Below are 25917 nucleotides of genomic sequence, written 5' to 3'. Positions count from 1 at the left end.
ATACTAGGAGTTCAAATGTATTACCCACTTGCTCGAAAACTTATCTTTCAACTTGATCCAGAACGCGCACACGATCTTACTATTGAGATGTTCAAACGCACTGGTGGAACCTTATTAGATCGTGTTTACCGCCAGAATATCGCGCCTAATCCGGTAGAGTTGATGGGCTTAACTTTCCCTAATCCAGTTGGTTTAGCGGCAGGGTTGGATAAAAACGGTGAGTGTATTCAAGCCTTTGATGCCATGGGTTTTGGTTTTGTAGAAGTTGGTACAGTTACACCGCGTCCGCAATCTGGTAACGATAAACCAAGAATTTTCCGAGTATTAGATGCCGAAGGTATTATTAACCGAATGGGTTTTAATAACTTAGGGATCGACAATTTAATTAATAATGTTGAGCAAAGCCAATATAAAGGGATCCTTGGGATCAACATTGGTAAAAACTTTGATACTCCGGTAGAGAAGGGTAAAGATGATTATTTAATCGGCATGAATAAAGCGTTTCCACATGCTTCTTATATTGCTGTTAATATTTCTAGCCCAAATACTCCTGGTTTACGCACACTTCAATATGGTGAAGCATTAGAAGATCTATTAAAGGATCTAACTGAGCGTAAAGATCAACTTTCTCAGCAATATAATAAACATGTTCCTTTATTGATCAAAATAGCGCCAGATTTATCAGAAGCTGAAATAGAACAAATTAGTGACTCTTTATTAAAATATAAGCTCGATGGTGTAATTGCTACTAATACAACGCTAGAGCGCTCAATGGTAGAAGGGATGAACCACGCTAGTGAAGCTGGTGGTTTAAGTGGACGTCCTTTGCAATTAAAGTCCACTGAAGTTATTAGAAAATTAGATCATTACTTAAAATCTGAGATCCCAATTATTGGTGTTGGCGGAATTGATTCAGCGATGGCTGCTAAAGAAAAAATGGATGCCGGCGTAAAATTAGTTCAAATATATAGTGGCTTTATTTATAAAGGCCCAGAATTAATTAAACAAATAGCCAAGGCTGTATAAATTTTAATTAGTTTAATTTGTCTTTGTTGAGTTCTCGTAGTACATTTGTTTATTAAGTGAACTCAACATGGACAGTTTTTCTTTTTAGCAATGTTAATTCAACCTAATAAACAATGGCACTGGGTATTTGATACTAACAAGGGAGTAATGACTCTTGAGTTAGGTGAAAATATGCTGTTTGTGTCTAAGTTGTGTAAAAAGCGTTGTGTTCAACATGCTCAAGAAGATGGTCCGTTTACTACCGAGCACACTCAGCTCTATTATCAATTTCTCGAGCAGTTAGAACCCTTTCATTGGTCTGATCCGATTAAAGTGCAGATTTGTCTAAATGCTGTTGCTTCAGCTCAGTTCTTAAAACCTTTAATGCCGCAAAGCTGGTTTTTTACTAGTACTGCGAGCACTCATCAAAACCTCTTACAAATTGGCGAGCTAGTAGTATTGCAAACCGAAAACGCTCAAGCGCGTTGCGTAGTGGTAGAGGTGAGTGAGCAAACTTACACCTTGATGACGATTGAAGGTGGTTTAGTACTGGATGAGCGAAAATCGCTAAGCCAATTCGAAGCCATAAAAGTTATGCAAGATCGGGTTGTTCCGCTTTCTCAGCTATTACAAAACGCTAACGGCTTTGCCCAAACCGGCTAGCCGGCGTTCACTAACTCCTTTAGTTGTTCCCTCATTTTCTGACTGATAAGCGGTTGAGCTTGTTGGTTAGGATGTATTCCATCGTTTTGCATCAGTGACGAGTTAGTGGCTATTTCTTCAATAAAAAACGGTAGATAGTTAATCTGTTGTTGCTCTGCAATTTTGGGGTACAAACCCTCAAAAGCTTGGCGATAGCGTTTGCCGTAATTAGGCGGGATACGAATTTGCATCAACGCAATCTTGATGTCGTTTTGTTTAGCCAAGGCAATAATCGCGTTTAGATTGTTTTCAATGTTGGAAGTAGGGTGTCCTTGTAAACCATCGTTACCGCCTAGTTCAATCAATAACCAGTCGATCTTATGCTGTTGAATCAACGAAGGTAATCGTCTTAAACCACCTGCTGTAGTTTCGCCACTTATACTGGCATTAATGAGATCGATAGCTTGGTCTGTTTCGTTGTAGTATTGCTGGGTTAATGAAACCCAAGCCTGTTCTATTGGCATGCCATATCCAGCACTTAAACTGTCACCTAGGATAAGAATTGACTTGGTATTGGCAAAAGCCTTTGAACTCAATGTAAAAAAGAGTAAAACAGATAGTGTAACTAGCGTTAAAACTTTATTTTTGTGTCTAACCATCATTTTTGAGCACCTACTATATGCCAACAGCTAATTCAGATTCAGCGTCTAACATAATCATAAACGCCAGCGGACTCAATCATCATGTTGCAACTCCGGGTGGAAATTTAAATCTGCTGAATGATATTGAGTTAACTGTGCAACAGGGCGAATCCCTAGCAATTGTTGGAGCCTCTGGCTCAGGTAAAACCACTTTGTTGAGTATTTTGGCTGGCTTAGACAGTGCTAGTCAGGGCAGTGTGGAGCTTTGTTCAAAGAACTTAGCTGCGCTTGATGAAGAGCAACGCGCCAGCTTACGTCGCGACAATGTAGGCTTTGTTTTTCAGCAATTTTTGTTGGTGCCGGCACTAACTGCGCTAGAAAACGTGATGTTACCTGCGGAGCTTAAGGGTTTACCTAATGCTAAAGAACTCGCAGAGCAGTGGCTGGCTAAAGTGGGTTTAGCTGAACGTCACGATCATTATCCAAATCAGCTATCCGGTGGCGAACAGCAAAGAGTAGCTATTGCACGGGCGTTTATTTGTCAGCCTAAGGTGCTGTTTGCCGATGAGCCTTCGGCAAACTTAGACAATAACAACGGTCAAATCATTGAAGATCTGCTGTTTGAGCTAAACCAACAGGCAGGCACCACTTTGGTACTGGTAACTCACGAGCAAAAACTGGCGGCACGTTGCTTAAGACAAATCACATTACAAGCTGGTCGTATTATTCAGTCTTAAGGAGCCAAGGATGAAGAGTTTAATTTGGCGTTTATTTAAGGCTGAGCTAAAGCGCGGTGAGTTAACCATTATTTCTGCCGCCATTGTGCTGGCGGTGAGTTCGGTGTGGTTGTTTACCAGCATAACAGACCGAATGGAGCAGGCCATCTTTAACAAAAGTGGTGACTTTATTGCGGCTGACCGAGTGGTTCGCAGTGCTCATCCCGTTGACTTACCTTTGGCTGTTCAAGCAGAGTCTTTACAGCTTGATTATGCTGAACAGTTGTTGTTTCCCTCTATGGTTTATGGCAACGAAAACTTAGTACTCGCCAGTGTTAAATCTGTATCCCCAGACTATCCCCTTAAAGGGCGTTTAAGAATAAGCCGAGAAAAAAATGGCTTAACAAATGAGTCCGCCAAGGGCATTCCTCAGGGTGAGGCTTGGATTGCAGAACGTTTGTTTTATCAACTTGATATAGATATTGGCGACTTCATCGAAATTGGCGAAGCAGAATTTCGAGTGACTGGTCGTATCGTTACCGAACCTGATGCCCCCTTCAGTGTATTTATGACCGCCCCGCGAGTGATCATTAATATTAACGATGTTGCACAAACAGAAGTTGTGCAGCCTGGTAGTCGTTTAGGTTATCGTTATATGTTTGCTGGGGACAAAAGCCAGCTCGATGCCTTCGAAAATTGGGTAACACCACAGCTTGCCGATAACCAACGCTTGGTAACGGTACGTAGTGGCAACTCTCCTTTAGCGGGAGCCTTGCAAAGGGCCCAGCAATTTTTGCTATTAGCTGGTCTTATCGGAATTTTACTTGCCAGTGCAGCCATTGCGGTAGCTAGTCGCTTATATTGCCAGCGTCACTACGACACTGTTGCAATGTTTAAAGTGCTTGGTGCCAATAAGCCACAGATCAGAACCATTTATTTAGGACACCTGTTTACCGTGGTATTCGTGTCTATTGTACTGGGCATTGCTTTGGCCACGTTGGTGCAATGGCCTGTGACCCATTATGTTGAAAAGTTACTCAATATTGATTTACCCAGTGCTGGTGCTGCGCCCTACTTAATGGCTGCAGGCAGTGGCTTGATTTGTGGGGTTGCGTTTACGCTGCCAACGCTATCTCAGCTATTTAACATTGCACCTATGCGAGTAATTCGCCGCAACAGTGATGATGCAGTGGTGAAACCAATATGGATTGCCTTGTGGATGCTAGTGAGTGTATTTGCCTTACTGTTACTTTATAGCGGTTCATTTACCTTGAGTGCAATTTTGCTCGGTGTAGGCTTGATTGCGGTGGCACTGTTGTTGGTTGTGAGTCAATTACTGCTCTGGGGCAGTAAGAAGCAAGCAGAGAAACTGAAAAGCCTTAGTTTGAAGATTGCGATTTCGTCTCTTTATAAAAGAGCTAAGCAAAATAGGGTTCAGCTTATTGGCTTTACTGTAGCCATCAAGTTAGCGTTGGTAGTGTGGGTTATCCAACAAGATTTGATTAGTGAGTGGCAGCAACAGCTTCCAGAAGGCGCGCCTAATCACTTCATGTATAACATTTCCGAGCAGCAGAAGCCTGAGCTAGCTTCTCGTTTTGCCGATGAAAGTGTCGAACTCACCACTATGTTCCCAATGTTACGAGGTCGGCTGGTTGCCATCAACCAAGAAGCAGTTAGTCAAGAACGAGAAGGGGAGTACTCAGAGAAGACTTCTTCACGACGCCGAGGAGCTGGTCGCGAACTTAATTTAAGCAGTGTACTGGAGCTGCCTTATCGTAATGAGCTGGTAGCAGGTGAATGGCTTAAAGCTGGCAGTACCGGTGAGGCTTCGGTAGATGAGGAGTTTGCCGAACGCTTAGATATTAAGCTTAACGATACTCTTGAATTTATGATTGGTGCCAGTCGTTTTACGGTTACCGTAACAAGCTTACGCAGTATCGATTGGAATACCATGCAGCCTAATTTTTACGTATTGCTGAGTCCCGATATTCTGCAAGACTTCCCGACTGGCTATTTAACGTCGTTTAATCTGCCCGAAGATAAAGCGGCTTGGATGGCGCAAACCATGGCGCGTTTTCCTACTTTGGTATTAATTAATGTTAAAGCCTTGATTGAACAACTGTCTCAGGTGGTTGATCAGGTCGCGTTAGCACTCAGACTTGTGTTAGTAGTCGTGCTACTTGCCAGCAGCTTAGTGTTGTATGCTCAAGTGCAAAGCTCTTTGGAAGAACGTAGACGGCAAACGGTGATACTGAGAACCTTAGGCGCGAGCGCAAAGCTACTGCGTAATGCGGTAATCTATGAATTTGTCATACTCGGCTTTTTAGCCGGATTTATTGCAGCCAGTGCTGCCCAAACTATTTTGGTGCTATTGCAAGTGTTTGTGTTTGATATCGGCGCTTCCATTAATCTAGGGTTGTGGGTACTTGGGCCGTTGTTAGGCACCTTGTTAGTTGCCTTAATGGGCGCTGGAGCAACCTTGCGTTTGTTGAAACAAAACTCTGCACAATTGGTGAGAAATTTGAACTGATTAGCGCTTAGTAAATATCTGTTATAAAGACGTTTCAATATCTCTGTAATTGATTATATACTTATGAAAAAATGTAATAAGAACTCGCTAACCGGATAGTTAGCGCTATAGTTTTTTCGCGCCAGAGAATTCAACTACATGAAATTGCAGCAGTTACGTTATATCGTCGAAGTAGTAAACAACAACCTCAATGTGTCGGCTACTGCGGAGAGTTTATATACTTCGCAGCCCGGTATTAGTAAACAAATTCGTTTATTGGAGGATGAGCTAGGGGTTCAGATATTCAAGCGTAGCGGCAAGCACCTTAGCCAAGTAACTCCTGCTGGCAAAGAAATCATTCGCATCAGCAATGAGATTATGGCCAAGGTTGAAAGTATTAAAGCGGTCGCTAATCAGCATACTCACCCAGACCAAGGCTCGCTTAATATCTCAACTACTCATACTCAAGCGCGTTATGCGTTGCCCGAAGTTATTCAAGGTTTTATCCATCGTTACCCAAATGTTTCTTTAAACATGCACCAGGGTACACCTAACCAGATAAATGAAGCAGTGGCTAAGGGCAGTGCAGACTTTGCCATTGCCACTGAGGCACTGCATATTTTCTCCGATTTAGTGATGTTGCCTTGTTATCATTGGAATCGCAGCATATTGGTGCCCAAAGAACATGAGTTGGCGAAAAAACACTTAAACGGTGAAGTCGTTACCATTAACGATTTAGCTAAGCATTCCATTGTTACTTACATTTTTGGTTTTACTGGTCGCTCCGATTTAGATGATGCCTTTGGCCGTGCTGGTAAAGTGCCAAAGATTGTCTTCACTGCAACCGATGCCGATGTGATAAAAACCTATGTTCGAATGGGAATTGGCGTTGGTGTGTTGGCGAGTATGGCTATCGATAAGCAACAAGATCAGGATTTGGTAGCGATTGATGCTAGCCATTTATTTAGAGCAAGTACCACTAAGATTTGCTTTAGAAAAGGTACTTTCTTACGTACTTACATGTACGACTTTATTGAACGATTTGCACCACACTTAACCCGAGATATTGTTGATAGAGCAGTGCAAGCCAAGTCTCTCGATGAAGTGGAAGAGCTGTTTAAAAATATTGATTTACCGGTTATGTAGTTGTTCCTTCTAAAGCAGCCAGTTGGCTGCTTTTTTGTTTGCCGCATCCCCAACCATTGTTAATAAAATTAACTATAATTGTGATTTATAAGCCCTTCTGGCGCTAGTGCAGTTAGTAGTGCTCTTGGTTAGCAATGCCAGATAAATTGTAACATTTGGTACCCAACTTGATGATAATTCACTAATTAGAGGTAGATTCGTAGACTTCCTTAGTGTTTATCTTTAAGCTTCTAATAAGTGGTTAATGTTTTGTTACAGGGCTGTACGAACATTAGATTTAACAACTACTCCGATATCGCAAGGAAAGGCGGCCTACGTAAAACCATCATGATTAATTATTTTTTGCGCTGTTTAGGCAAAACTCAACTCGCTTTGGCCTTGGTTTTGTTTTCTGTTTGTACTCTCTCTGTTGCTCAAGCTGAGAGCTTAAGCGCGTTGCACGTAAATGGTTTAGAAGATGGTGTCAGGCTGGGTGAGCATTTTCAGGTATGGCACGATTTAGAAGGCAAGGCTGATCTGGCTGATGCTATCGCTGCTTATCGTTTAGATAAGTTCTCCAGATTACCGAGTAAAGGTTCCACGGGTTTACAGCCAGGAGCTTTTTGGAGCGTTTTCTATCTGCACAATGATAGCGATAAACCGATTACTCTAAATTTAGAATACGTTGACCACCAACTCATCTACTTAAATGCTTATCAACGTAATACCAATGATCCCAGTTTTTTAGAAATTGCCGATCTCGCTTTAAATAATTCTTTTTCAGAGCGCTTAGTCAGTCACCAACGATTTGTAGTGCCAGTAGAGTTAGCAGCAGGTGAAACCCATCAGTTTTACTTTCGCTTTGGCTCTGACGAAAAGGGTTTTGTATTCCCAGATTTAAGGATTTGGCAGCCAGACAAAATGCACTATGTGCAGAGTATTGAGCTAGGTAGTATTGCCTTTTTGGTAGGCGGTCTGGCCTTGATGTCGATTATTTCCTTGGTGACCGGAATTGCCACCAATGATAAAACCTATTACGCATACTTTGTCTATGCGGCTACCAAATTGGCGACATGGCCAACTATATTGGGTTTTACTCATATGTTCTTCATTCGTGAAGACTTCCATTGGAGTTACATGTCCTTAACTGGGGCAATGTCGATAATGACTGGTGTTATTTTTGCCCGCATATTCCTGCAAACAAAAGTGAATACGCCTCGTTTAGATTATGTTTTACGCTTTATGATCTTAAATGCGGCTTTACTCGCTGTAGCAGCTCTAACCAGAGAAACCGTATTCTCGGTGGTGCTTATCACCATTGCTTTATTGCTATACCCGATGTTAGCGATAGCCAGTTTGATACGTTGGTACCAAGGCTCTAGAGAATCCGCTGTTTACACCTTAGGTTGGACAGTATTAATAGTCGGGCTATTTAGCCAAGCTTTGCGTGATTTAGGCCTTGTTGAACATACCTTTGTTACTTACTACTGGCCGGTTGTAGCCTCATACAGTGAAATGATGGTGATCATGGTTGCTATGGGGATTCACCTGTTTAGATTGCGCCGTCTAAAAGAGCAGGCCGAACTGCGCTATCGCAGCCAACTTGAGCGCGCTAAACAAGAATTAGAAATATTGGTGTCTGAGCGTACTCATGCACTTGAAGTTGCTAAGTCTGAGGCAGAGCGTGAAGCTCGCACCGATCCACTAACAGGCATAAACAATCGACGTAGCTTTATGGCGAAGGCCGAGGCGATGTTTGATAGTTGCCGTAACCGTTCACATCCTATGACCATGTTGATGTTCGATATTGACCACTTTAAGAAAATTAACGATAACCATGGCCATGCTGCTGGTGATAAGGCTTTGAAGAAGTTTGCCAGTACCTTAGAAAGTGAAATTCGTGATGGTGATGTATTAGGGCGTTTAGGCGGGGAAGAATTTGGCTTAGCCTTATATGCTGATTTAGATACTGCAAAACATACCGCAGAGCGTTTACGTTCTGCAGTTGAACGGATTTATGTGAATACCGGTGTGGTACAAATACGTTTTACCACCAGCATTGGTATTGCGTTAATGCAATCAGAAGAAAATATAGAGCAGCTGATGAGTTTAGCCGACCACGCTTTATACGAAGCTAAAGATAGTGGGCGCAATAAAGCCGTCGTGGCAAACGTAGCTTAATCTGGAAAATGAGGATACTGAGCTATTTCATCAATATCTTTGTACCATTCAGCTTTCTCGTTGGTAAAAATATGGTCTTGCGGTTTTAAACTAGGGCAATTGTTTAGGCCGCCAGCCGGCACAATTACCCACTGCTTAGTACTCGATAAATAGGGCACTGCACTACCACATTGCTTACAAAAAGCGTTAGTTATACTGCGCTTAGGAACATCGTATCTAGCGACCAGGTTTTCACCAGCCAGCCACTTGAAAAATTCCGGGCTAATAAATAGGTTTGAGACATGTGCGCTACCGGACATTTTCTTACACTGATCGCAATGACAGAGATGAAATTGCTGAAACTTGTCTTGGGCTTCAAACCGCACAGCTTCACATAGGCAACTTCCGTTGATGTTACTCATTTTTCAAGTCCTCCTAGGTTTTATTTCTATCAAACATCCATACTTTTATATCATATTGGTATAACCAGTTTAATCTTTAAACAAGACCTTGTTATGAAAATGCTAAACTGTCTAGCAGGGTGTTCATGTGGCGATACAGCTTGCCTTTACAAAAAACAGCCTTAAAGCAGTGTTTTATTGATGTTTGTGATATTCCTATTAGCAATATAATCTTACCAAAGCTAATTTATTGTTATTAACAAGTAATTAGCAACTATTGCTGGTTAAGAGCTAAGCCTTAAGCGTTATCTCGCTTTTGGTTATAAGGCAAAGGATTTGCCGCTTTCAAACAAGGACATATTTTGAATCAATTCACTTTTCCTGCACTCGCTTGCACCTTATCTGTATGCCTTATGGCAGGTTGTAGCCAATCACTCGAGCAACCTAACTCCGCCTACGATTTAGCAGTTAAGCAGGCTGCATTTCCTCAACCTGAAGATGTTAGCACTAATTTGTTTGCTGTAAATGCTAACAACGAACTGCTGAAATGGAATGAACAAGGCGACAAACTGCTGGTACTCACTTGGAAAAGCCAGGGTGCCATCGACAAATTCATTTTGCCAAATACCCACAGTTCTACCAATCCAAATTATCCCATATGGGTGAGCCTCGCTCCGCAACTTCAGCAGTTCTGCAGTAAGTACCTGTCTGATAATGAAACCGTTTCGCAAAGCCAGCTTGAGCTGCGTTTAAAGCAATACCTAGGTTTAGATCCAAGCTGGGATTACGATGCTTTTGTAGAGTTGTATGTTGCGCCAGAAGATCTATTTAGGCCTTGTGTCGACCCTGAAATTGACGACCAGAGTTGTAAGTTAGATGCCAGCCAAATAGCCAATGAGGTGAAGGGGATTAACGATTATCCGGGCTTCTACCAAGCTTTATACTTCAAGAGCTTTCGAGAGTCTGCAGGTGTTCCATGGACAGGCTTAGGTTACACCTACGATTGGGGAAACCTTCAATCTAAACAAGGTGCTAGTGAATACATTATTGCGCCGGGGGCGGAGTATCAGGTACATGCTGTTATCCCAACGGAGCAGTATTGCCGATGATTATGCCGGAAAAGCTACAAGTTTTAAGTCAGTTTTTAAAAAGTAACCCCGCTTTTTCTGACTGCCAGAAAGAAGACCTAGCTCGGTTGTTAGCAAACATTACAGTTGTGAAGTTAGTGCCTGGTGAGGTTGTTTGCCGCTCGGGAGAAAACGCGAACAACCTATATTACTTACTAGAAGGTGAGCTACAAACCACCAATAAAGATCAGGTAAAGGGGCCTATTAGTGGATTCTTCGGTGAAGAGTCGGCACTAGGTATGCGCAGTTATATCTACGATATTGAGGTAGTAGAGAGTGCCGAGCTGGTGGTTTTACCCTTGGCGGCGATACTTACCCTAGAAGCCTACAGTAGTTTTAAGCAGTCATTGCTCGACAGTTTCCACTCTCGCCTTGCGGGGCAAACGCATATTGAAGTCGACTTAAGCCCTAAACATGACATTGAAGTAGGCTATCGCCAGATCATTGGTTGGCTGTTTGCGATAATCACGCCTTTAATGATTTATTGGGGTTTAATACTTAGCCAGCAACCATTGCATCAAGATGCAATCTACTTTGCGTCAATCCTTGGCATTTGTTCGGTAATGTGGATCTTTCGTTTGCTGCCAGATTATGTGCCTGGGCTATTTGCTGTATTAAGTGCCGTATTGCTGGGAATTACCACCAGTGAGTCGGCGTTTTCCGGCTTCTCGAGCAACAGCTTTTTTATGGCTTTGAGCATACTTGGCTTGAGCGCGGTAATCCGCTCATCGGGTTTAAGTTATCGCATGTTGTTGCATCTACTGTTAATCGGTCCTGCTTCCAAAATTTGGTACAACATCAGCTTTTTTAGTGTTGGTGCATTGCTTACACCGGTTGTGCCTACCGTTAATGGTAGGGTAACCATTGTTGCGCCGTTCTTAAAAGATTTGTTGAGTGGTGCGAGTAAAGAAGCGCGTGAGCAAGAGGGACCGAGGTTAAAGGCCAGCTTGCTATTTGGTGCAAGCTTATTGTCTCCAATTTTTGTTAGTAGTAAGTCGGTAAACTTCATCGTACTAGGCATGTTGCCACAGCAAGTTCAGCAGTATTTTCAATGGCTAGATTGGCTACTTGCGGCATTGGTTTGTGGCATGGTGCTGTTAGCGCTTTACGCTGTTTCTTTGTGCTGGGTTTATCGCAATAAGCAAAGTCTAAAGCTGCCAAAAACTACAAGCCTGCAGCAGCTTAAAACCCTTGGTTCGCTAAACCCTGCCGAGTGGTCGTCAATTCTTGGTCTAATCGTGCTTATATCGGCTCTGCTATTTGCCAATATTCACCGTATCGAAGTTGCTTGGGTTGCCTTAGCCATACTGTTCTATTTGATGATGTTTGGCTTTTTAGATCCCAACCAATTTAGAACCAAAATTGATTGGAGTTTTCTTGTATTCCTAGGCTCGCTAATTGGTGTGGTCGACATCATTCATCAAGTAGAGTTAGATACCTGGCTTACTGGAAAAATCTATTGGTTGGCAGCTTACATGCAAGAAAGCCTGGCACTGTTTGTGGTGTTGTTGGCTGTTATCGTGAGTCTTATTCGTTTAATACTGCCAATCAATGCAACGGTGATTATTCTAGCTACCTTACTTATTCCTGCTTCCATAGAAGTGGGGGTGAATCCTTGGGTGATTGGTTTCCTAATATTGTTCCTTTCAGAAAGCTTCTTTTGGCCGTTCCAGGCTTCTTATTACATGCAGTTTTTAAGTTTAACCACCGGCATTGTGAGTAATGATGAAGCCAAGTTGATGAAAATGAATGTACTGATATACCTGTTTAAACTTGTAGCGGTTTATCTCAGCATTCCTTATTGGCAGAGCATGGGGCTTATATAATGAAAAAGTTATTGTTAAGCGTCATTATGCTGAGCTTTCTCGTTGCCACTATCGGCGTGATAGTCGTGGAGGGGGCTTCAAGGCCAAGAATCCTCATTCTTCATAGCTACGAAACCGACTATGCCTGGACCCGCACAGTTAACCAAGGCATAGACAGAGCCAAGCGCGCCCACATGAATGTTGATATTCGCTATCACTACATGAATACCAAAAATCAATCTAGCGAAGCCGCTAAGAAACGCGCTGCAACGGTTGCTAAACGGGTAGTCGATAACTACCAACCCAATGTATTACTGGTTATTGATGACGATGCTCAGCGCTTAGTTGCTACCGACTATATTGGCAACGAAGCGATTCAGATTGTGTTTGCCGGGGTAAATGCTGAGCTTGAAGCCTATGGTTATCAGGATGCTGACAATGTGACAGGCATACTCGAACGTAAATCGGTGTCGGCAATTAAAGAAGTATTAAGGTTATTGGTAGAAAGCCAGCCTAGACTTGGCAGCTTGAAAGGGAGTGTCGTTTACCTCTCAGATAGTTCAACTTCGGCCAAGCTTGATGCGGGTTACCTAGCAAGACAAGAGTGGGCGCCACTTGAGTACCAAGGACATGTTGGGGTTAAAACCTTCGAGCAGTGGAAGCAAGCTGTTCTATCACTTAACGGCAAGTACCAATTTTTGCTAGTTGGCGGCTACCGTAAACTGTTTAGTGACGGTAGCGAAAGCTTTGTCTCTGCTGAAGAAGTGGCGCAATGGACCGAAGCAAATTCAACGCTACCGATTGTTGGTATCAATGCATTTAACTCTGAAGACGGGGTCATGCTCTCGATTGGAGCTTCACCTTTTGAGCAGGGAGAGATAGCTTTCGAGCGGGCTATTCGCTTAGTGGAAGATCCCGCTAGTTTGTCACAGATGCCAGTGGCAATATCGAAACAATACGTGGTAGCTCTGCGTCATCAAGCACTTGAAGCTCGCGATATCAAAGTGCCAAAAGTACTAGAAGCTTTTGCCCGCGCCACCAATAACTACTTTGAATAAAACCGTTAAGGAAGACTGTTTTGGCTATTAGATGGAATTTACGTAGACGCATACTTGCGCTTGCTTGTTTATGTGTTGTCGCAAGCGCCTTAGTTACTAGTTATGAGCACTTGCAGCGGTGGATAAGCGACAGTGGAACAAATAGTGTAATACTGGCGGTGGTTGGGCCAATGTCGGGTAATGAAGCCGACAAAGGTTTATCAATGGTTCACGGTGCTCAACTTTATGCTGATCTCCATAATAGCCAGCGGCAAGATAACCAAGTAGCCATTGTTGTTCAGCAATACGATGATGCTAATGACAAAAGCAAAGCACAGCTAATTGCGAAGCAGTTAGCTGCAACTAACAATGTAGTTGCCGTATTAGGGCACCGAGCATCGGCTACCTCGATTAAGGCCGCCAGTATTTACCAACGTGCTGGTTTGCCCATGGTTGGGGGCTCAGCCACTGCAACTGAGATCACCCAGAATAATGACTGGGCTTTTAGGGTTATTCCAGATAACCATTTACAAGGTAAGTTTGTTGCCGACTACGTTGCAAGCTTAGCTAAAGGCAAAGCGGTATTAATCTATAGCCAAGATAAATTTGGCGAGTCGTTAGCAGATTCCTTTCTTAATAGAGCTGAACTGCTAGCGATTCAAACGCTGAGTTTAGGGGTGGATTTAAAAAGAGACATCGCTAAACAAGCCGAGCTAATAAGCCAAAAAATTAGTGAGTTTAGCCACACCGGAGCAGTGTTCTTAGCCGTGCATGATGTAGAAGGTGAAACGCTAGTTAGCCATTTAAAGCAGCAACATCCAAATTGGCTGTTTATTGGCAGTTCTTCTATTGGTAAGCAAAGTTTCCCCGAACGTTTTAAACATCGAAGCCAAGAGAGAGAAGTATCTGGTTATTATACTAATGGGGTGTTTGCCGTTAGCCCTATCTTATTTGATGTAGCCAGTGAATCAACTCAACTGTTTTACCAAAGCTTTCATAAAGGTTTTGGTTATGAGCCAAGTGGTGTTTCGGCCGCATATTATGATGCAGCAACTATCGTATCGGCTGCAATAGATGCAGCAAGCGGTGAAGAGGGCGGGGCCGATGACTTTAGCCAGCTTAATATAGCTAGCCAGAGAGCAGCGATAAAAAACCACTTAACTGGTTTTGATTCACCCAATAATGCTGTTCAGGGTTTAACCCACTCTTTGTATTTTGATTCACAAGGCAACGTATTACGCCCTATGCAAGTGGGCTTGTTTAGTGGCGGGGCTTTTGTTTCTGCGCCGATCCAGCTGCAAGATGTTAATGACGAAAATCTTGCGGTGCGCCGAACTGATGTGGTGTATACCGGCATTGAAATGCAAAACATCAGTGAGTTTTCCACCATAGATATGACCTTCAAAGCCAAATTTAAGCTTTGGTTTAGAAGCACGCCTGGGGTAAAAGCCGAAGATATTGTGTTTTTAAACTCGGTAGGCGATTTGGGCTTACAACAACCAATAGAGTCTAATTTTACAAGCCAAAGTACCTACCAGCTTTATCAGGTTGAAGGCACTTTTCTCGCAGATGCAAAACCGGGTAGAGCAGCCTTTGGAGAATACCAACTGGGCGTAAGTTTTAGGCATACTACGCTGCCAAGAAGTGAGCTTATTTATGTATCAGATATTGTTGGGCTCGGTCAAACCAGCCTACATAAAAACCAAGCCAACCAGCACAAGGTTCAATTTGACACCAGCCAGTGGCGCCAAGGCAGCACTTTGTCTTTTCAAGATACCTTACGTAAACGCAGTTTAGGTGATCCCAAGTATTTACATTCAGACAGACAAGCCGTGGAGTTCTCTAGGTTTAATTCTCTAACGCCGGTACAAGAAAATGTATTAAGCCTAAGGGGGCGTATTCCTGCACAGTGGCAGCAGATAATCTTTTATAGCAGTGTATTGGCGTGGTTACTTTACGCATTGGTTTTAGACTTTAAATTACTGGGTCAGCTATCTAGAGCTTATGGCTTAGGGAACAAGCTTTTATACGCCTTGTTTATAGCTTCCGCTGAGCCCTTGTTTTTAGATTGGTTAGCGCAAGCTTATCCTAATACTAACCAGCTGTTTGCTAGTAATTGTTTCGACGTATTGTGGTGGCTACTGTTTGCTTCGACCTTAGCTTTGTTAATTGATGTACTGCTTTGGGACCCCATAGAAAAGCGCAGCGGCCGCCAAGTTCCACGAATTATGCGCCATTTAACTCGTGGCTTGGCCTACATTGGAGCGATATTTGCGATTCTCTCTTTTGTATACCAGCGAGAGCTAACCAGCCTACTAGCAACGTCTGGCTTGGTTGCAATGATCCTGGGCTTAGCCTTGCAATCAAACCTTGTGAATATTTTCTCGGGCATTGCTATTAGCTTGGAGAAGCCGTTTAAGCTTGGAGATTGGATTAGTCTAGGTGGCTATGGCGGGCCAATTGTAGGCGAAGTTATAGACATGAACTGGCGTACAACTAAGGTAAAAACGGCTGACAATACACTCTATTCTATCCCTAACAATACCTTGGCAAACGCCAATTTAAACAATGTGAGTAGCAGTGGACAGATTGTGACAGGTGGTTTTTCTGCCTCAGTAAATAAACAATTAGAACCCTTGCAGGTGATCCCGCGGATAGAAGCCGCCCTTATGGCTATTGACGCCGTTAATCGGGTTTATATTGATGTAGCTAGCATAGGCTCTGACAATGTGGATTATCAAATTAAGCTGGTGCATGGGGTAGATGATACCGCTACAACTACCGATTTAGTTTGGCAGGCTATTTGGCGCTTGGATGCTGAAATTAAGCAGGAACTTGAGGTAAAAGAACCAGAGTTGGAAATCCCGCTACTTAATGATGCTTAGTGGCGTTTGTTCCCGTATAGAAGTTTGTTAAGCTGGAGCAAACTCAACGAGGGAACTGCTGATGCAATTACACATTATCAACGGCGATAGCGTGGGAGACATGCTTAAGCAATCAAGTATTGTCCAAGGTGAGGTACTGTGTTGGCGAGACGTATTGCATGATGGGCCAATTGTTGCTGCAGAAGGACAAGCTTATCTAAAAGCTCGAGCTAGTTTCATTCATGAAACAATAAGTTTGCCCAGCCCTTTGCCTGCAATGGAGATTAGTGAACAGCAGATCTTAGATGATTTTGTTCAGCGTCAAGCTGTTTTAGATAAGCTAAGCCAATATAAAGAGATTGTGTTGTGGTTTGAACACGATCTCTATGATCAATTGCAGTTGGCTGAATGTTTATTTCATTTAGCCAAACATCCCGAACTTACCGAGCAATTTCGAATTATTTGTATTGGTGAGCATCCCGAGCTTGATTATTTCCATGGCCTAGGAAACCTTTCGATTAGCCAGCTCGAAGCGCTTTATCCAAACAGACAAACGCTTAGTGTTGAGCAATTAGAATTAGGCAAAAGGGTATGGCAGGCACTTGTAGCCAACACGCCTGAGCAACTCAATCATCTACTCCTAGAACCATTATCACCACTACCATTTATGGCGAATGCTTTGCTGCGTTTTGCCCAAGAGTATCCTTGGCTAGATAAGGGGTTAAGTCTTACGCAATTGCACATTCTTGAGTCTTTGGCTAAACCAATGCAAGAGTTGCCTATTTTGCAGAGTAATCTTCGTCAGCAAGCTCAATATCAGGGTGAAGAAGAGTTCGTTGCGGATCAGCGTTATCAACAAATTATGGAAGACTCTGAGATAAAACTTGGGCGACTATTTGTGAACTTGCAAACCTTAGAAGATGCGCCTTTTCTTGGGGATGCTTGGTTAAACAAAGAGCTTTACTGTTTGTCTCATTTAACTCCACCTTGTGTAAAAATTGACAACAAGGATGACAAACACTGGAGTATGGATGCTAGTTATACTATCACCGATACAGGGCTTAAGGCGCTTGAGGGCGCAATGCTTAAAGAACTTTCTTCTCAGCTAAGTTTTTGGCGAGGTGGAGTTAACATTAGCCAAGATAATTACTGGTGCTGGGACCACAAGCAAGGCCAGATAGTTATGCAGTAATAGCGAGGTAAAGAGCGGCAATAAAAAACCACGCTTAGCGTGGTTTTTAGTTTTATTTACAGTTGCTGTTTAAGCTTTCTCCATCAATCGGTTTAGCGTAACCGTCAAAACAGCGCGGCAATGGCCAAGTGGGTTTGCTCACCACTAAACCCTGGTTAGGGTCGCAAACTTCTCCTTCGCTGGCTAAGCACCATGAGTTGGGTTCTGGCGTTGCTGCTTTGTTTTGCTGATGACGATATTTAGATACCGCTTGATAAACAACACGTCGGGCTTTGTTTAAGCTGCTTAAGGGTTCCCAGCCTTCTACTGCTCGCCACGGATTCATCGATATATTTTCACAAAACTGCTGTTGCTGCTCGCTATATAAATGCTGTGGAGGAATGTTAATCGTTGCAATGCTGATGAATGGCGAGGCTTGCTCAGACCAAATAGCGGTAGCATCGTCTACCGGCATGTAATAGCCCGGCAGTTTTTCTTGTACCATAAACTCAAAACATGCTCCGCCGTTTGCTAATTGAGTTTCTAATTGATTGCTTAAATAATCAGGATCTGATTTATCTACCTTGCTTGGGAAGGTCATTCCGGCACAAGGTTTAGTAGAAAACTTAATGGTGCTGTTGCCTAAACGGTAGGGCAGCATAGAAAAATACTGTGCTTCAAGTGGCGTATTGATAACCGACGACACGGTTTGAATTGCCCGATAAAACTGTTTGGGGTGCAAACGTGGTGGAAACAAGCTAATAAACCACTTGGTGCGTTGAAACTTCGCCAAGTAAGTCATGTCGTCTGCGTAATCAAAAATGTTGCGGTTAAAAAATGCCGGAGTATTGGTCATAATGAAATCTTGGTTATGACTCTCGCCGAGTTCGGGGGCAATGGCTTTACCTGGTACGTTCATTACTTTTACCGCCATTCCCCGCGCGTCGCCTTTACTATCAGCTTGTACTAGCATGTCGCCATTGGAGAAACGGATCCAAGCTTTATATTGCTGATTTTCTTGCGCAAACAGCCCAGCTTTAAAACGCTCTGGAATGTCTGGATTTACCGAGAAGGTAGCTCTAGCACAACCGGTTGCTTTGGCATGCGCGTCCCGCCGATAGGGCAAACCGTTATATTGCTCTGCACGTTTAGATATTTCGCGCGCCGAGTTAATCGCCGACATAATGGCTTCTTGCTCTGGCTTGGTAATGCCCATTTCTTTATATAAGTCGTTAGCATTAGCAGCATTAAAACTTAAACCAAGCAAACAAAGGGCTAAAGGTGATTTAGTAAATAGTTTTTTCATCTTAGTGCACCTTTGCTGGATTGTTTTTCGCGGCGTTAAAGCTGTCTAAACAAGCTTGCTGTTCAGAGCCAAACTGTGGCGCTTGAGTGTATTTAGACCAATCAAGTGGGTCTCCACCAAGCTTGTCGCTAAATTCGGGGTTGCCCATTACTTTCAAGTATTCTAATAAAGCGGCACGCTCCTGCATGCTAAGCAAACGACCGATTCGGCCCGGCATATCAATATCAGTGAATAGATGCCCTTGGTTACCGTTGCCCTTAATACTGGTATCGTGTTTAAAACTACCTGGGCGTTGTTCGGTTATAAAACCTAGATGGTCAGGGTTGTACTCACGATTACCAATATAAAATTGCTTTGGTCGCTCGCGAAGTGGCGATAACAGGTGATACAAAGTAGGCACTGAACCATTATGCAAAAATGGTGGGGTAGCCCACACTCCATGTAATGGGCGCGGTTTATAAGCACGCATATTGGCGATTCTAAAAGGTACATTTAAACCGTCGTAGTCAGCAATCAAGGCTTTATCGATGTTGTTGTCTTGGTAAAGCTTTGGCACTAAACGATTAAGCAGTATTTGTAAGCCATCGCCTGCATTTACTGGGGCCGAGCCTGGAATAATTTTGCTACCATCGTAGCGGTGATCCATGTAGTTATCTGCAGCGGTAGGGTCAGTGCCAATCACCGAAGTTTTAACCCAAGGCATTGCCCAAATTACTTCGCGCCAATCTTCGCGTACCGCTTGTTGGCCAACAAAAGTAATGTCTCCGTCCATATCCCATTGCCAGTTTACATCTATTTGCTTGTCTGGATTTTCACCAGGTTTGCTGGCTACTTTCCATTGGTAGGGTTGGACTTTATGCGGTCCATGACAAGCCTGACATTGGTCTAGGAATAAGTCTTTACCTTGGGTGGCTAGCTGGGTATCGATGTTTCCTAGAATAGCTTCTGGCCAACGCGGCGGCTCTAGTGAGCGTAAGGTGCCTTCAACGCAGTGCATGCCGGCTAAATCAATGACAGATTCACCAAACTCTTCGCTAGTTAATAATTCACCTTCATCATTCACTAGTTTGATTGGCGCTAATACGCCTAGGCTTTCACCCACATTCCTTGCCATTGCTTGATTGGTAAAGCCAGTGTATTGCACCCAATCGAAACGCCATATATCCCAAAGGAAGGGATAGCTAACTGGTGCATTAGCGACACGGTAGTTTGCGGGTTCGTCGAGATCGTAGCCAAATACCACATTGGCTATTCGGCCTACTGCGTCTGTTCGGCCGCGGCCTTCCTCAACAGGATATAGCTTAGGAGCACCAGCGCCCGATACAAATTGCTTAATATTGCCTAAGAAGCCCCAAATTTGTTTGCGTAGTTGGTTACGCGTTGCAGGATCTTGTCCTGCAACGCGATCAGCAAAACGGCTCCATTTACTTGGATTGATGAGGGTTGCGACTACAGAGGCGGCGAGGGTAGTAATAAACTCTCCACGTTTGGCGTTAGAAATACTTTGCACTGCCTGACCACCATCGATGCGCAGCGCGTTACCTTGGTAGTGAAGCTCACCGGTATGACACATGGCACAGGTAAGATCTAAGCGCTCTTTACCGGATTTAGGGTCAATGTGCCGACCTAAACCTACTGGAAGGTTGCCAGGGTTTAAGGTGGTAGGCTGCTGGCCAGGGGTTACAATAAAGCCCCAGCCGCGCATATTGTCGGGGCTGGTTAATAAATCTTTGGAAAGCGGTAGCTCTAGGTTGATGAACCAATCATACTCTAGCCCTAATAGCTCGGTACCTTGCGGGGTAAAGTAAAAACGCTCGCGTTGCTCGTCGGTCCAACCTTTGTTGAGGTAGTGAACTTGATTCACTGTCTCTATGGTTAGGTTAGGTTTGAGGAAAGCTTTTAGCCCTAAATATCCAGCTGTGATCAAGGCAATGCCGAGAAAAGAGTAGCGTAACCAACGTGGTCCTAATGCTAGCCAAACCTGCCAAATTGCTTTCACTAAACCCCAAACCCAGTTTAACAAGCGGGTAGTGGCTTTAATAATTAGCTTAAAAGGCAGTAAGACGATTTTTAAGACGAGCAAAAGTAGCCCAGACAGGAGCTGTTTTAGCATAGTTTCAAATCCATTTGTAAGAATGCAAGCGGCCTGCGTCGTGCAGGCTGTAAATGTTGGTTAAATGTTATAGGTATTTTAAGTGGATTGCACTTAACTATTACTAAAACAAAGAGATAGCTCTAGTAACAGCATATTTACACTTAGCTGTGAATTAACATTCGATAATGTTTACTGCTAAGCCACCACGAGCAGTTTCTTTGTATTTGCTCTTCATATCGCAGCCAGTTTCCCACATGGTTTTGATGGCTTTATCTAAAGAAACTTTGTGCTCACCACTGCCTCTTAATGCTAATCGAGCGGCATTTATCGCTTTAAGCGCGCCCATGGCATTACGCTCAATGCAAGGAACTTGCACCAAACCGCCGATGGGATCGCAGGTTAAGCCAAGGTTGTGCTCTATGCCAATTTCGGCGGCGTTTTCAATTTGTTCGGGGTTACCACCAAATATTGCCACCAAGCCTGCTGCAGCCATCGAGCAGGCAACGCCCACTTCGCCTTGGCAGCCAACCTCTGCACCAGAAATAGATGCGTTGGTTTTATATAAAGAACCAATGGCTGTAGCGGTTAGAAAAAACTGATTGATTGAATCTTGATCAAGTTCTTGAACGTGATTGTGGTAGTAGTGCAATACCGCAGGAATAATACCCGCAGCGCCGTTGGTTGGTGCGGTCACTACGCGGCCACCGCCTGCATTTTCTTCACTAACCGCTAATGCATACAGGTTTACCCAATCCATCACATTTAAAGGATCTGAGCTTAAGTTTCGCTGCGAAGCCAACTGTCGATTTAAAGTTGGTGCCCGTCTAGCCAGTTTTAAGCCGCCTGGTAATATGCCTTCTTCACTAATGCCGCGTTTTACACATGCTTGCATTGTAAGCCAAATTTGTTGGGTGTATTGGCTGATGGTTCGGGTGGAACAGTGAACTTGCTCATTGGCCGAGACCACGGCTGCAATGCTTTTGCCACTTTCTTTGCAACGTTGTAATAAGCTCTCGGCGTTTTCGAAGGGGTAGGGGTAATTGTGACTCGATGTATCGTTTTCTTGGCCTTCTTCGACAATGTAACCGCCGCCTATAGAGTAATAGGTGGCCGAGATGCGTTTGCCATTGTCTAGGTAGGCATGAAAACTTAAGGCATTACTGTGGGCTGGTAGCTGCTTACGACGATGAAATACAATGGCACCTGTTTTAGCAAAGTTAATGGTCTTCTTAGCTAACAGCGATAACTCTTCGGTTTGCTCAACCTTTAGCAGCATCTGATCAACGGTATCAATATCCACTAACTCGGGCGACTCACCCAACAAGCCCAAGATAACGGCCTTTCCTGTGCCATGGCCTTTGCCTGTTGCACCTAATGAACCAAACAGTTCTACTTTAATGTGATCAACCCGATTTAGCTCAGCGTTGCTGTCTAAACGCTCTGCAAACAGCTTAGCTGCTTTCATTGGTCCAACAGTGTGAGAGCTGGAAGGCCCAATACCTATTGAGAATAGGTCAAATATACTTACCATGTTTAATCCTAGCTAAAGCTGCTTAAGCCACTAAGTTGTTAATTCTGAGATTATAAGTATATTTAGTTATCTGCAACAATGAGAAGCGAAATCACGCAATATTTTAGCGGTGACTCCCCATATCACATGTTTTTCTACTTCTATAAAGTACACTTCCTCGAGCTTTCCTCTGCGTTTGAAGGAATAGCCGTGGTAATTATCTAGTCGCAAAAAGGGCTGTAGTGGCAATACCATTACCTGAGCCACTTCGTCGTAGTTAAGTTTAAACGACAACGCTTGGTTGGTGGTGGCTATAAAAGGGCGTACCGAAAAATTACTTACTGTGGTTTGTTTTGGCAATTGACCATGAATAGTAAACGCAGTGGGATGAATGCCAATTTCTTCGTAGGTTTCCCTAAGCGCAGTGTGGCTAAGGTTAATGTCTTCGGGATCGTGTTTGCCACCAGGTAAACTTATTTGTGAAGGGTGGTGGCGCAGATGAGCGCTGCGTTGAGTGAGCACTATTTGTTCTGCTTGCCCTGGTTGAGCGATAATTGGTAACAGTACCGCCGCGGCATGTTTAGCGCTGCGAGGCGAATCTTGTTTAGCGAGTTGCAGGAGAAAGCGTTGTAAAAAATGTGTGGTTTCTTTTTGGGACAACGGTTTTCTCCAACTTAGGTTATTCGAGTACCGGAAGAATTCGACTTAATTTATCGAAGGTCTCTTGATATTCGGCGTCAACTTTGGAATCGGTGACAACACCGCCACCAGCCCAACTGTATATTTTTTGATTTTCGCACACTAAGGTGCGAATGGTGATATTAGTATCCATATCACCACTACTTGATATATAACCAATAGCACCACAATAAGCGCTGCGGCGGCTCTCTTCAAGCTCCTCAATAATTTGCATCGCCCGAATTTTAGGGGCTCCGGTTATCGAACCTCCTGGAAAACAAGCCGCTAAAAGTTGCTCTGCAGAGTAGTCTGGGGCAAGTGTTGCGCGGATTGTGCTCACCAAGTGATGCACCGCTGGGAAAGATTCGATGGCAAATAGTTTGGGAACTTCTACGGAGCCAGGGCTTGCGACCCGGCCAATATCGTTACGCAGCAAATCAACAATCATGAGGTTTTCGGCTTGGTCTTTCTCGGCACTGAGTAACTCGTCAGCCAGTTGTTGATCACGCTGCTTATCCGTACTTCTTGGGCGCGTACCTTTAATTGGTTTAGTTTCTATTTCACCATTCTTTAAGCTAATAAAGCGCTCTGGAGAAACACTAAGAATACAACTGCTAGGTAAACGCATAAACGCAGAGAAAGGCGCTTGGTTAGCTGAAATAAGGCGCTGATAAGCTTCGGCTTCTGTTCCTTGGTAGCTTGCACAAAACCGCTGCGCCAGGTTGATTTGGTAGCAATCGCCACTCAACAAATACTCTTGTACTTGTTCAAATTTTTCATGGTAGGCCGCTTGGTCCATATTACTTTGCCAGGCGCTGGTTAGTTCAAACTTAGGTAACTCTTGGCTTGTTTGAATGCTTAGCCAAATTTCACGCTGCTTTAAACGCTCAAGGGCCGCTTTGTCGTCGCCAATCTCATGCCATTGAATTAGTGTTGTGCGTTTTGCGTGATGGTCAAAAATAAGTGCCCAATCATAAAAGCCTACTGCCATATCTGGAGTGCTTAAATCTTTGGCTAAGCGCTCTGGTAAAACTTCTAAGCTTCTACCTAAATCGTAAGACCACAAGCCTAAGGCACCACCTTCAAAGGGAAATTCTGAAGTGCTGGCGTGATCTTCGGGGAACAGTTGCTTGCGCAAAGATTCAAGTAACTCAAAGGGTGCTTGTTCGCTTTGGTAGTGCTGCTCGCCAACCCTAACTTTGGATGTGCCATCGCTATAGGAAATAGTGGCGATAGGATCGGCGACTAAAATATCAAACTGGTTATTCTCGTGAGAGTCGGCAGCCGATTGTAAAAAACAACACCAGTCTTGCTGTGCTAGTTGCTCGAAGAGTTGTACTGGAGAAATAGAAAAAGTTTTACTAACAATCATATAGGTAGTTTTGCGTGACCATTCACTATTCAGAATTGAAGATGTAGATAAATTGTAAAAACTTAGCTTTAGGTTATAGCAGGCTTTGAGACGCAAGGGTATCATAGGCGCTGAAGGATAACGACAACAACCCTAACAGCCGTAGCAACAGCCCCGATAAAAGCTGTTGATAATAAAAGGCAATAATAAGGAAACGTGGAGACTTTATGACCATCATCCGTAAACAGGACTTTATTGACAGTGTCGCAGAATCGCTGCAATTCATTTCTTACTACCATCCCCTCGATTTTGTCACCGCAATGGCGGAAGCGTACGAAAAAGAACAGAGTATTGCTGCCAAAGATGCCATCGCCCAAATCTTAATTAACTCACGCATGTGTGCTCAAGGTTTGCGTCCTATCTGTCAGGATACCGGCATTATCACTGCGTTTGTAAAAGTAGGGATGAATGTTCAATGGGACAGTGATCTCACAGTTCAAGAAATGGTTGATGAAGGGGTTCGTAGAGCTTATACCAACCCAGATAACCCTTTACGTGCTTCTATTGTTGCTGACCCTAACGGGGCACGTAAAAACACCAAAGACAATACTCCCGCGGTAGTCCACATAGACTTAGTAGCAGGTGACAAAGTCGAGATTATGGTTGCAGCCAAAGGTGGCGGCAGTGAAAACAAATCTAAGATGGTAATGCTAAATCCATCTGATTCTGTTGCAGAGTGGGTACTAAAAACCTTACCAACAATGGGTGCTGGTTGGTGTCCACCGGGCATGGTAGGCATTGGTATTGGCGGCACTGCAGAAAAAGCTGCAGTAATGGCTAAAGAATCGCTAATGGATCCGGTTGATATTCAAGACCTCATCGCTAAAGGCGCAGATAATGCCGACGAAGAACTACGCTTAGAGTTGATGGACGGCATTAACAAACTGGGTATAGGTGCTCAGGGCCTTGGCGGTTTAACTACGGTGCTTGATGTAAAAGTTAAATCTTGCCCAACTCACGCGGCTTCTAAACCGGTTGTAATGATCCCCAATTGTGCAGCAACACGTCATGCGCATTTTCATTTAGACGGTAGCGGCCCAGCGGTATTAACGCCACCTAAGCTTGAAGACTGGCCAGAGATCACTTGGGATGTTGGTGATAATGTTCGCCGGGTAGATGTAAATAAAGTGACCAAAGAAGAAGTAGCCACCTGGAAAATGGGTGAAACAGTATTGCTTAACGGCAAAATTCTTACTGGTCGCGATGCAGCCCATAAGCGTATTAAAGAGTATCTAGAGCAGGGTAAACCATTCCCTAATGGCGTAGATTTTAATGGCCGATTTATTTACTACGTAGGTCCGGTAGACGCAGTACGAGACGAAGCAGTTGGTCCAGCGGGCCCTACAACGTCTACTCGTATGGACAAGTTCACAGACATGATGCTTGAAGAGACGGGTTTAATGGGCATGATTGGTAAAGCGGAACGTGGCCCTGCAACGGTGGATTCTATTGCTAAACATCAGTCGGTTTATTTAATGGCGGTAGGTGGTGCTGCTTACTTGGTATCTAAAGCGATTAAGAATGCCAAAGTAGTGGCTTTCGAAGATTTAGGTATGGAAGCAATCTATGAGTTTGAAGTAGAAGATATGCCGGTTACTGTAGCAGTTGATGCCGACGGTAACTCTGCTCACCAGCAAGGACCAGCAATTTGGAAGGCTAAAATTGAAGAACTAGATGCAAAACTAAGCAAGTAATATATTTAGTTTTTCTTAGG

The 25917-nt window shown here is 43.7% G+C and carries 19 protein-coding genes; 12 read left to right on the top strand and 7 right to left on the bottom strand.

What is annotated here, in order from left to right:
• Nucleotides 1-15: 15 nt before the first annotated feature.
• Entirely contained in the window at nucleotides 16-1026 is a 1011-nt protein-coding gene (gene pyrD, locus LQZ07_RS14665) for a quinone-dependent dihydroorotate dehydrogenase (protein WP_152780858.1), read from the top strand.
• Nucleotides 1027-1116: 90 nt separating this feature from the next.
• Nucleotides 1117-1668 carry a cell division protein ZapC domain-containing protein gene (locus LQZ07_RS14660; protein ID WP_152780856.1) on the top strand — a complete coding sequence of 184 codons (552 nt, stop codon included), beginning with the start codon at nucleotides 1117-1119 and terminating at the stop codon, nucleotides 1666-1668.
• Here the strand turns inward: LQZ07_RS14660 and LQZ07_RS14655 are convergent.
• A complete protein-coding gene (locus LQZ07_RS14655) occupies nucleotides 1665-2306 on the bottom strand; it encodes an arylesterase (protein WP_152782076.1) in 642 nt (213 codons plus the stop codon). The two genes, LQZ07_RS14660 and LQZ07_RS14655, sit on opposite strands and share 4 nt — an antisense overlap.
• A gap of 20 nt (nucleotides 2307-2326) precedes the next feature.
• On the opposite strand from LQZ07_RS14655, the gene LQZ07_RS14650 reads away from it, so the two are divergent.
• From LQZ07_RS14650 to LQZ07_RS14635, 4 genes are all read left to right on the top strand, one after another.
• On the top strand, nucleotides 2327-3025 hold the full coding sequence (locus tag LQZ07_RS14650) for an ABC transporter ATP-binding protein (RefSeq protein WP_152780855.1): 699 nt from the start codon (nucleotides 2327-2329) through the stop codon (nucleotides 3023-3025).
• A 10-nt stretch (nucleotides 3026-3035) separates the two neighbouring features.
• Entirely contained in the window at nucleotides 3036-5534 is a 2499-nt protein-coding gene (locus LQZ07_RS14645; RefSeq protein ID WP_152780853.1) for an ABC transporter permease, read from the top strand.
• A gap of 138 nt (nucleotides 5535-5672) precedes the next feature.
• Entirely contained in the window at nucleotides 5673-6659 is a 987-nt protein-coding gene (cysB, locus tag LQZ07_RS14640; protein WP_016401866.1) for an HTH-type transcriptional regulator CysB, read from the top strand.
• Nucleotides 6660-6986: 327 nt separating this feature from the next.
• Complete coding sequence (locus LQZ07_RS14635) at nucleotides 6987-8819, top strand: diguanylate cyclase (RefSeq protein WP_152780851.1); 1833 nt, start codon at nucleotides 6987-6989, stop codon at nucleotides 8817-8819.
• Here LQZ07_RS14635 and LQZ07_RS14630 read toward each other — a convergent pair.
• Complete coding sequence (locus LQZ07_RS14630; RefSeq protein ID WP_152780849.1) at nucleotides 8816-9220, bottom strand: GFA family protein; 405 nt, start codon at nucleotides 9218-9220, stop codon at nucleotides 8816-8818. The genes LQZ07_RS14635 and LQZ07_RS14630 overlap by 4 nt on opposite strands.
• Nucleotides 9221-9561: 341 nt before the next feature.
• On the opposite strand from LQZ07_RS14630, the gene LQZ07_RS14625 reads away from it, so the two are divergent.
• From LQZ07_RS14625 to LQZ07_RS14605, 5 genes are all read left to right on the top strand, one after another.
• Nucleotides 9562-10308 carry a hypothetical protein gene (locus tag LQZ07_RS14625; RefSeq protein ID WP_152780847.1) on the top strand — a complete coding sequence of 249 codons (747 nt, stop codon included), beginning with the start codon at nucleotides 9562-9564 and terminating at the stop codon, nucleotides 10306-10308.
• The gene (locus LQZ07_RS14620; protein WP_227981265.1) at nucleotides 10305-12152 is read left to right on the top strand and encodes an SLC13 family permease; all 1848 of its coding nucleotides are present in this window, start codon (nucleotides 10305-10307) and stop codon (nucleotides 12150-12152) included. The genes LQZ07_RS14625 and LQZ07_RS14620 overlap by 4 nt, the downstream gene beginning before the upstream one ends.
• On the top strand, nucleotides 12152-13189 hold the full coding sequence (locus LQZ07_RS14615) for an ABC transporter substrate-binding protein (protein WP_152780843.1): 1038 nt from the start codon (nucleotides 12152-12154) through the stop codon (nucleotides 13187-13189). Before LQZ07_RS14620 ends, LQZ07_RS14615 begins: the two co-directional genes overlap by 1 nt.
• Nucleotides 13190-13209: 20 nt before the next feature.
• Nucleotides 13210-16053, top strand: a complete 2844-nt coding sequence (locus LQZ07_RS14610) for an ABC transporter substrate-binding protein (protein ID WP_152780841.1) — start codon at nucleotides 13210-13212, stop codon at nucleotides 16051-16053.
• Between the two features lie 61 nt (nucleotides 16054-16114).
• Nucleotides 16115-17224, top strand: a complete 1110-nt coding sequence (locus LQZ07_RS14605) for a DUF1835 domain-containing protein (protein WP_152780839.1) — start codon at nucleotides 16115-16117, stop codon at nucleotides 17222-17224.
• 52 nt (nucleotides 17225-17276) lie between these two features.
• On the opposite strand, the gene LQZ07_RS14600 is transcribed toward LQZ07_RS14605, so the two are convergent.
• From LQZ07_RS14600 to pabB, 5 genes are all read right to left on the bottom strand, one after another.
• The gene (locus tag LQZ07_RS14600; RefSeq protein WP_152780837.1) at nucleotides 17277-18509 is read right to left on the bottom strand and encodes a catalase family protein; all 1233 of its coding nucleotides are present in this window, start codon (nucleotides 18507-18509) and stop codon (nucleotides 17277-17279) included.
• Nucleotide 18510: 1 nt separating this feature from the next.
• Nucleotides 18511-20622, bottom strand: coding sequence for a di-heme-cytochrome C peroxidase (locus LQZ07_RS14595; RefSeq protein WP_227981201.1), 2112 nt, complete (start codon nucleotides 20620-20622; stop codon nucleotides 18511-18513).
• A gap of 154 nt (nucleotides 20623-20776) precedes the next feature.
• Nucleotides 20777-22135, bottom strand: coding sequence for an L-serine ammonia-lyase (locus tag LQZ07_RS14590; RefSeq protein ID WP_152780835.1), 1359 nt, complete (start codon nucleotides 22133-22135; stop codon nucleotides 20777-20779).
• 66 nt (nucleotides 22136-22201) lie between these two features.
• The gene (locus LQZ07_RS14585) at nucleotides 22202-22774 is read right to left on the bottom strand and encodes a CoA pyrophosphatase (protein ID WP_152780833.1); all 573 of its coding nucleotides are present in this window, start codon (nucleotides 22772-22774) and stop codon (nucleotides 22202-22204) included.
• A 19-nt stretch (nucleotides 22775-22793) separates the two neighbouring features.
• On the bottom strand, nucleotides 22794-24164 hold the full coding sequence (gene pabB / locus LQZ07_RS14580; RefSeq protein ID WP_152780831.1) for an aminodeoxychorismate synthase component I: 1371 nt from the start codon (nucleotides 24162-24164) through the stop codon (nucleotides 22794-22796).
• A gap of 206 nt (nucleotides 24165-24370) precedes the next feature.
• On the opposite strand from pabB, the gene LQZ07_RS14575 reads away from it, so the two are divergent.
• On the top strand, nucleotides 24371-25897 hold the full coding sequence (locus LQZ07_RS14575; RefSeq protein ID WP_152780829.1) for a fumarate hydratase: 1527 nt from the start codon (nucleotides 24371-24373) through the stop codon (nucleotides 25895-25897).
• Nucleotides 25898-25917 lie beyond the last annotated feature (20 nt).

The organism is Agarivorans sp. B2Z047, from assembly GCF_023373605.1.
In the GTDB taxonomy this organism is placed as follows: Bacteria; Pseudomonadota; Gammaproteobacteria; order Enterobacterales; family Celerinatantimonadaceae; genus Agarivorans; species Agarivorans albus.
The sequence above is the reverse complement of the archived record's forward strand: the minus strand, read 5'-3'. Positions and strand labels throughout refer to the sequence as shown.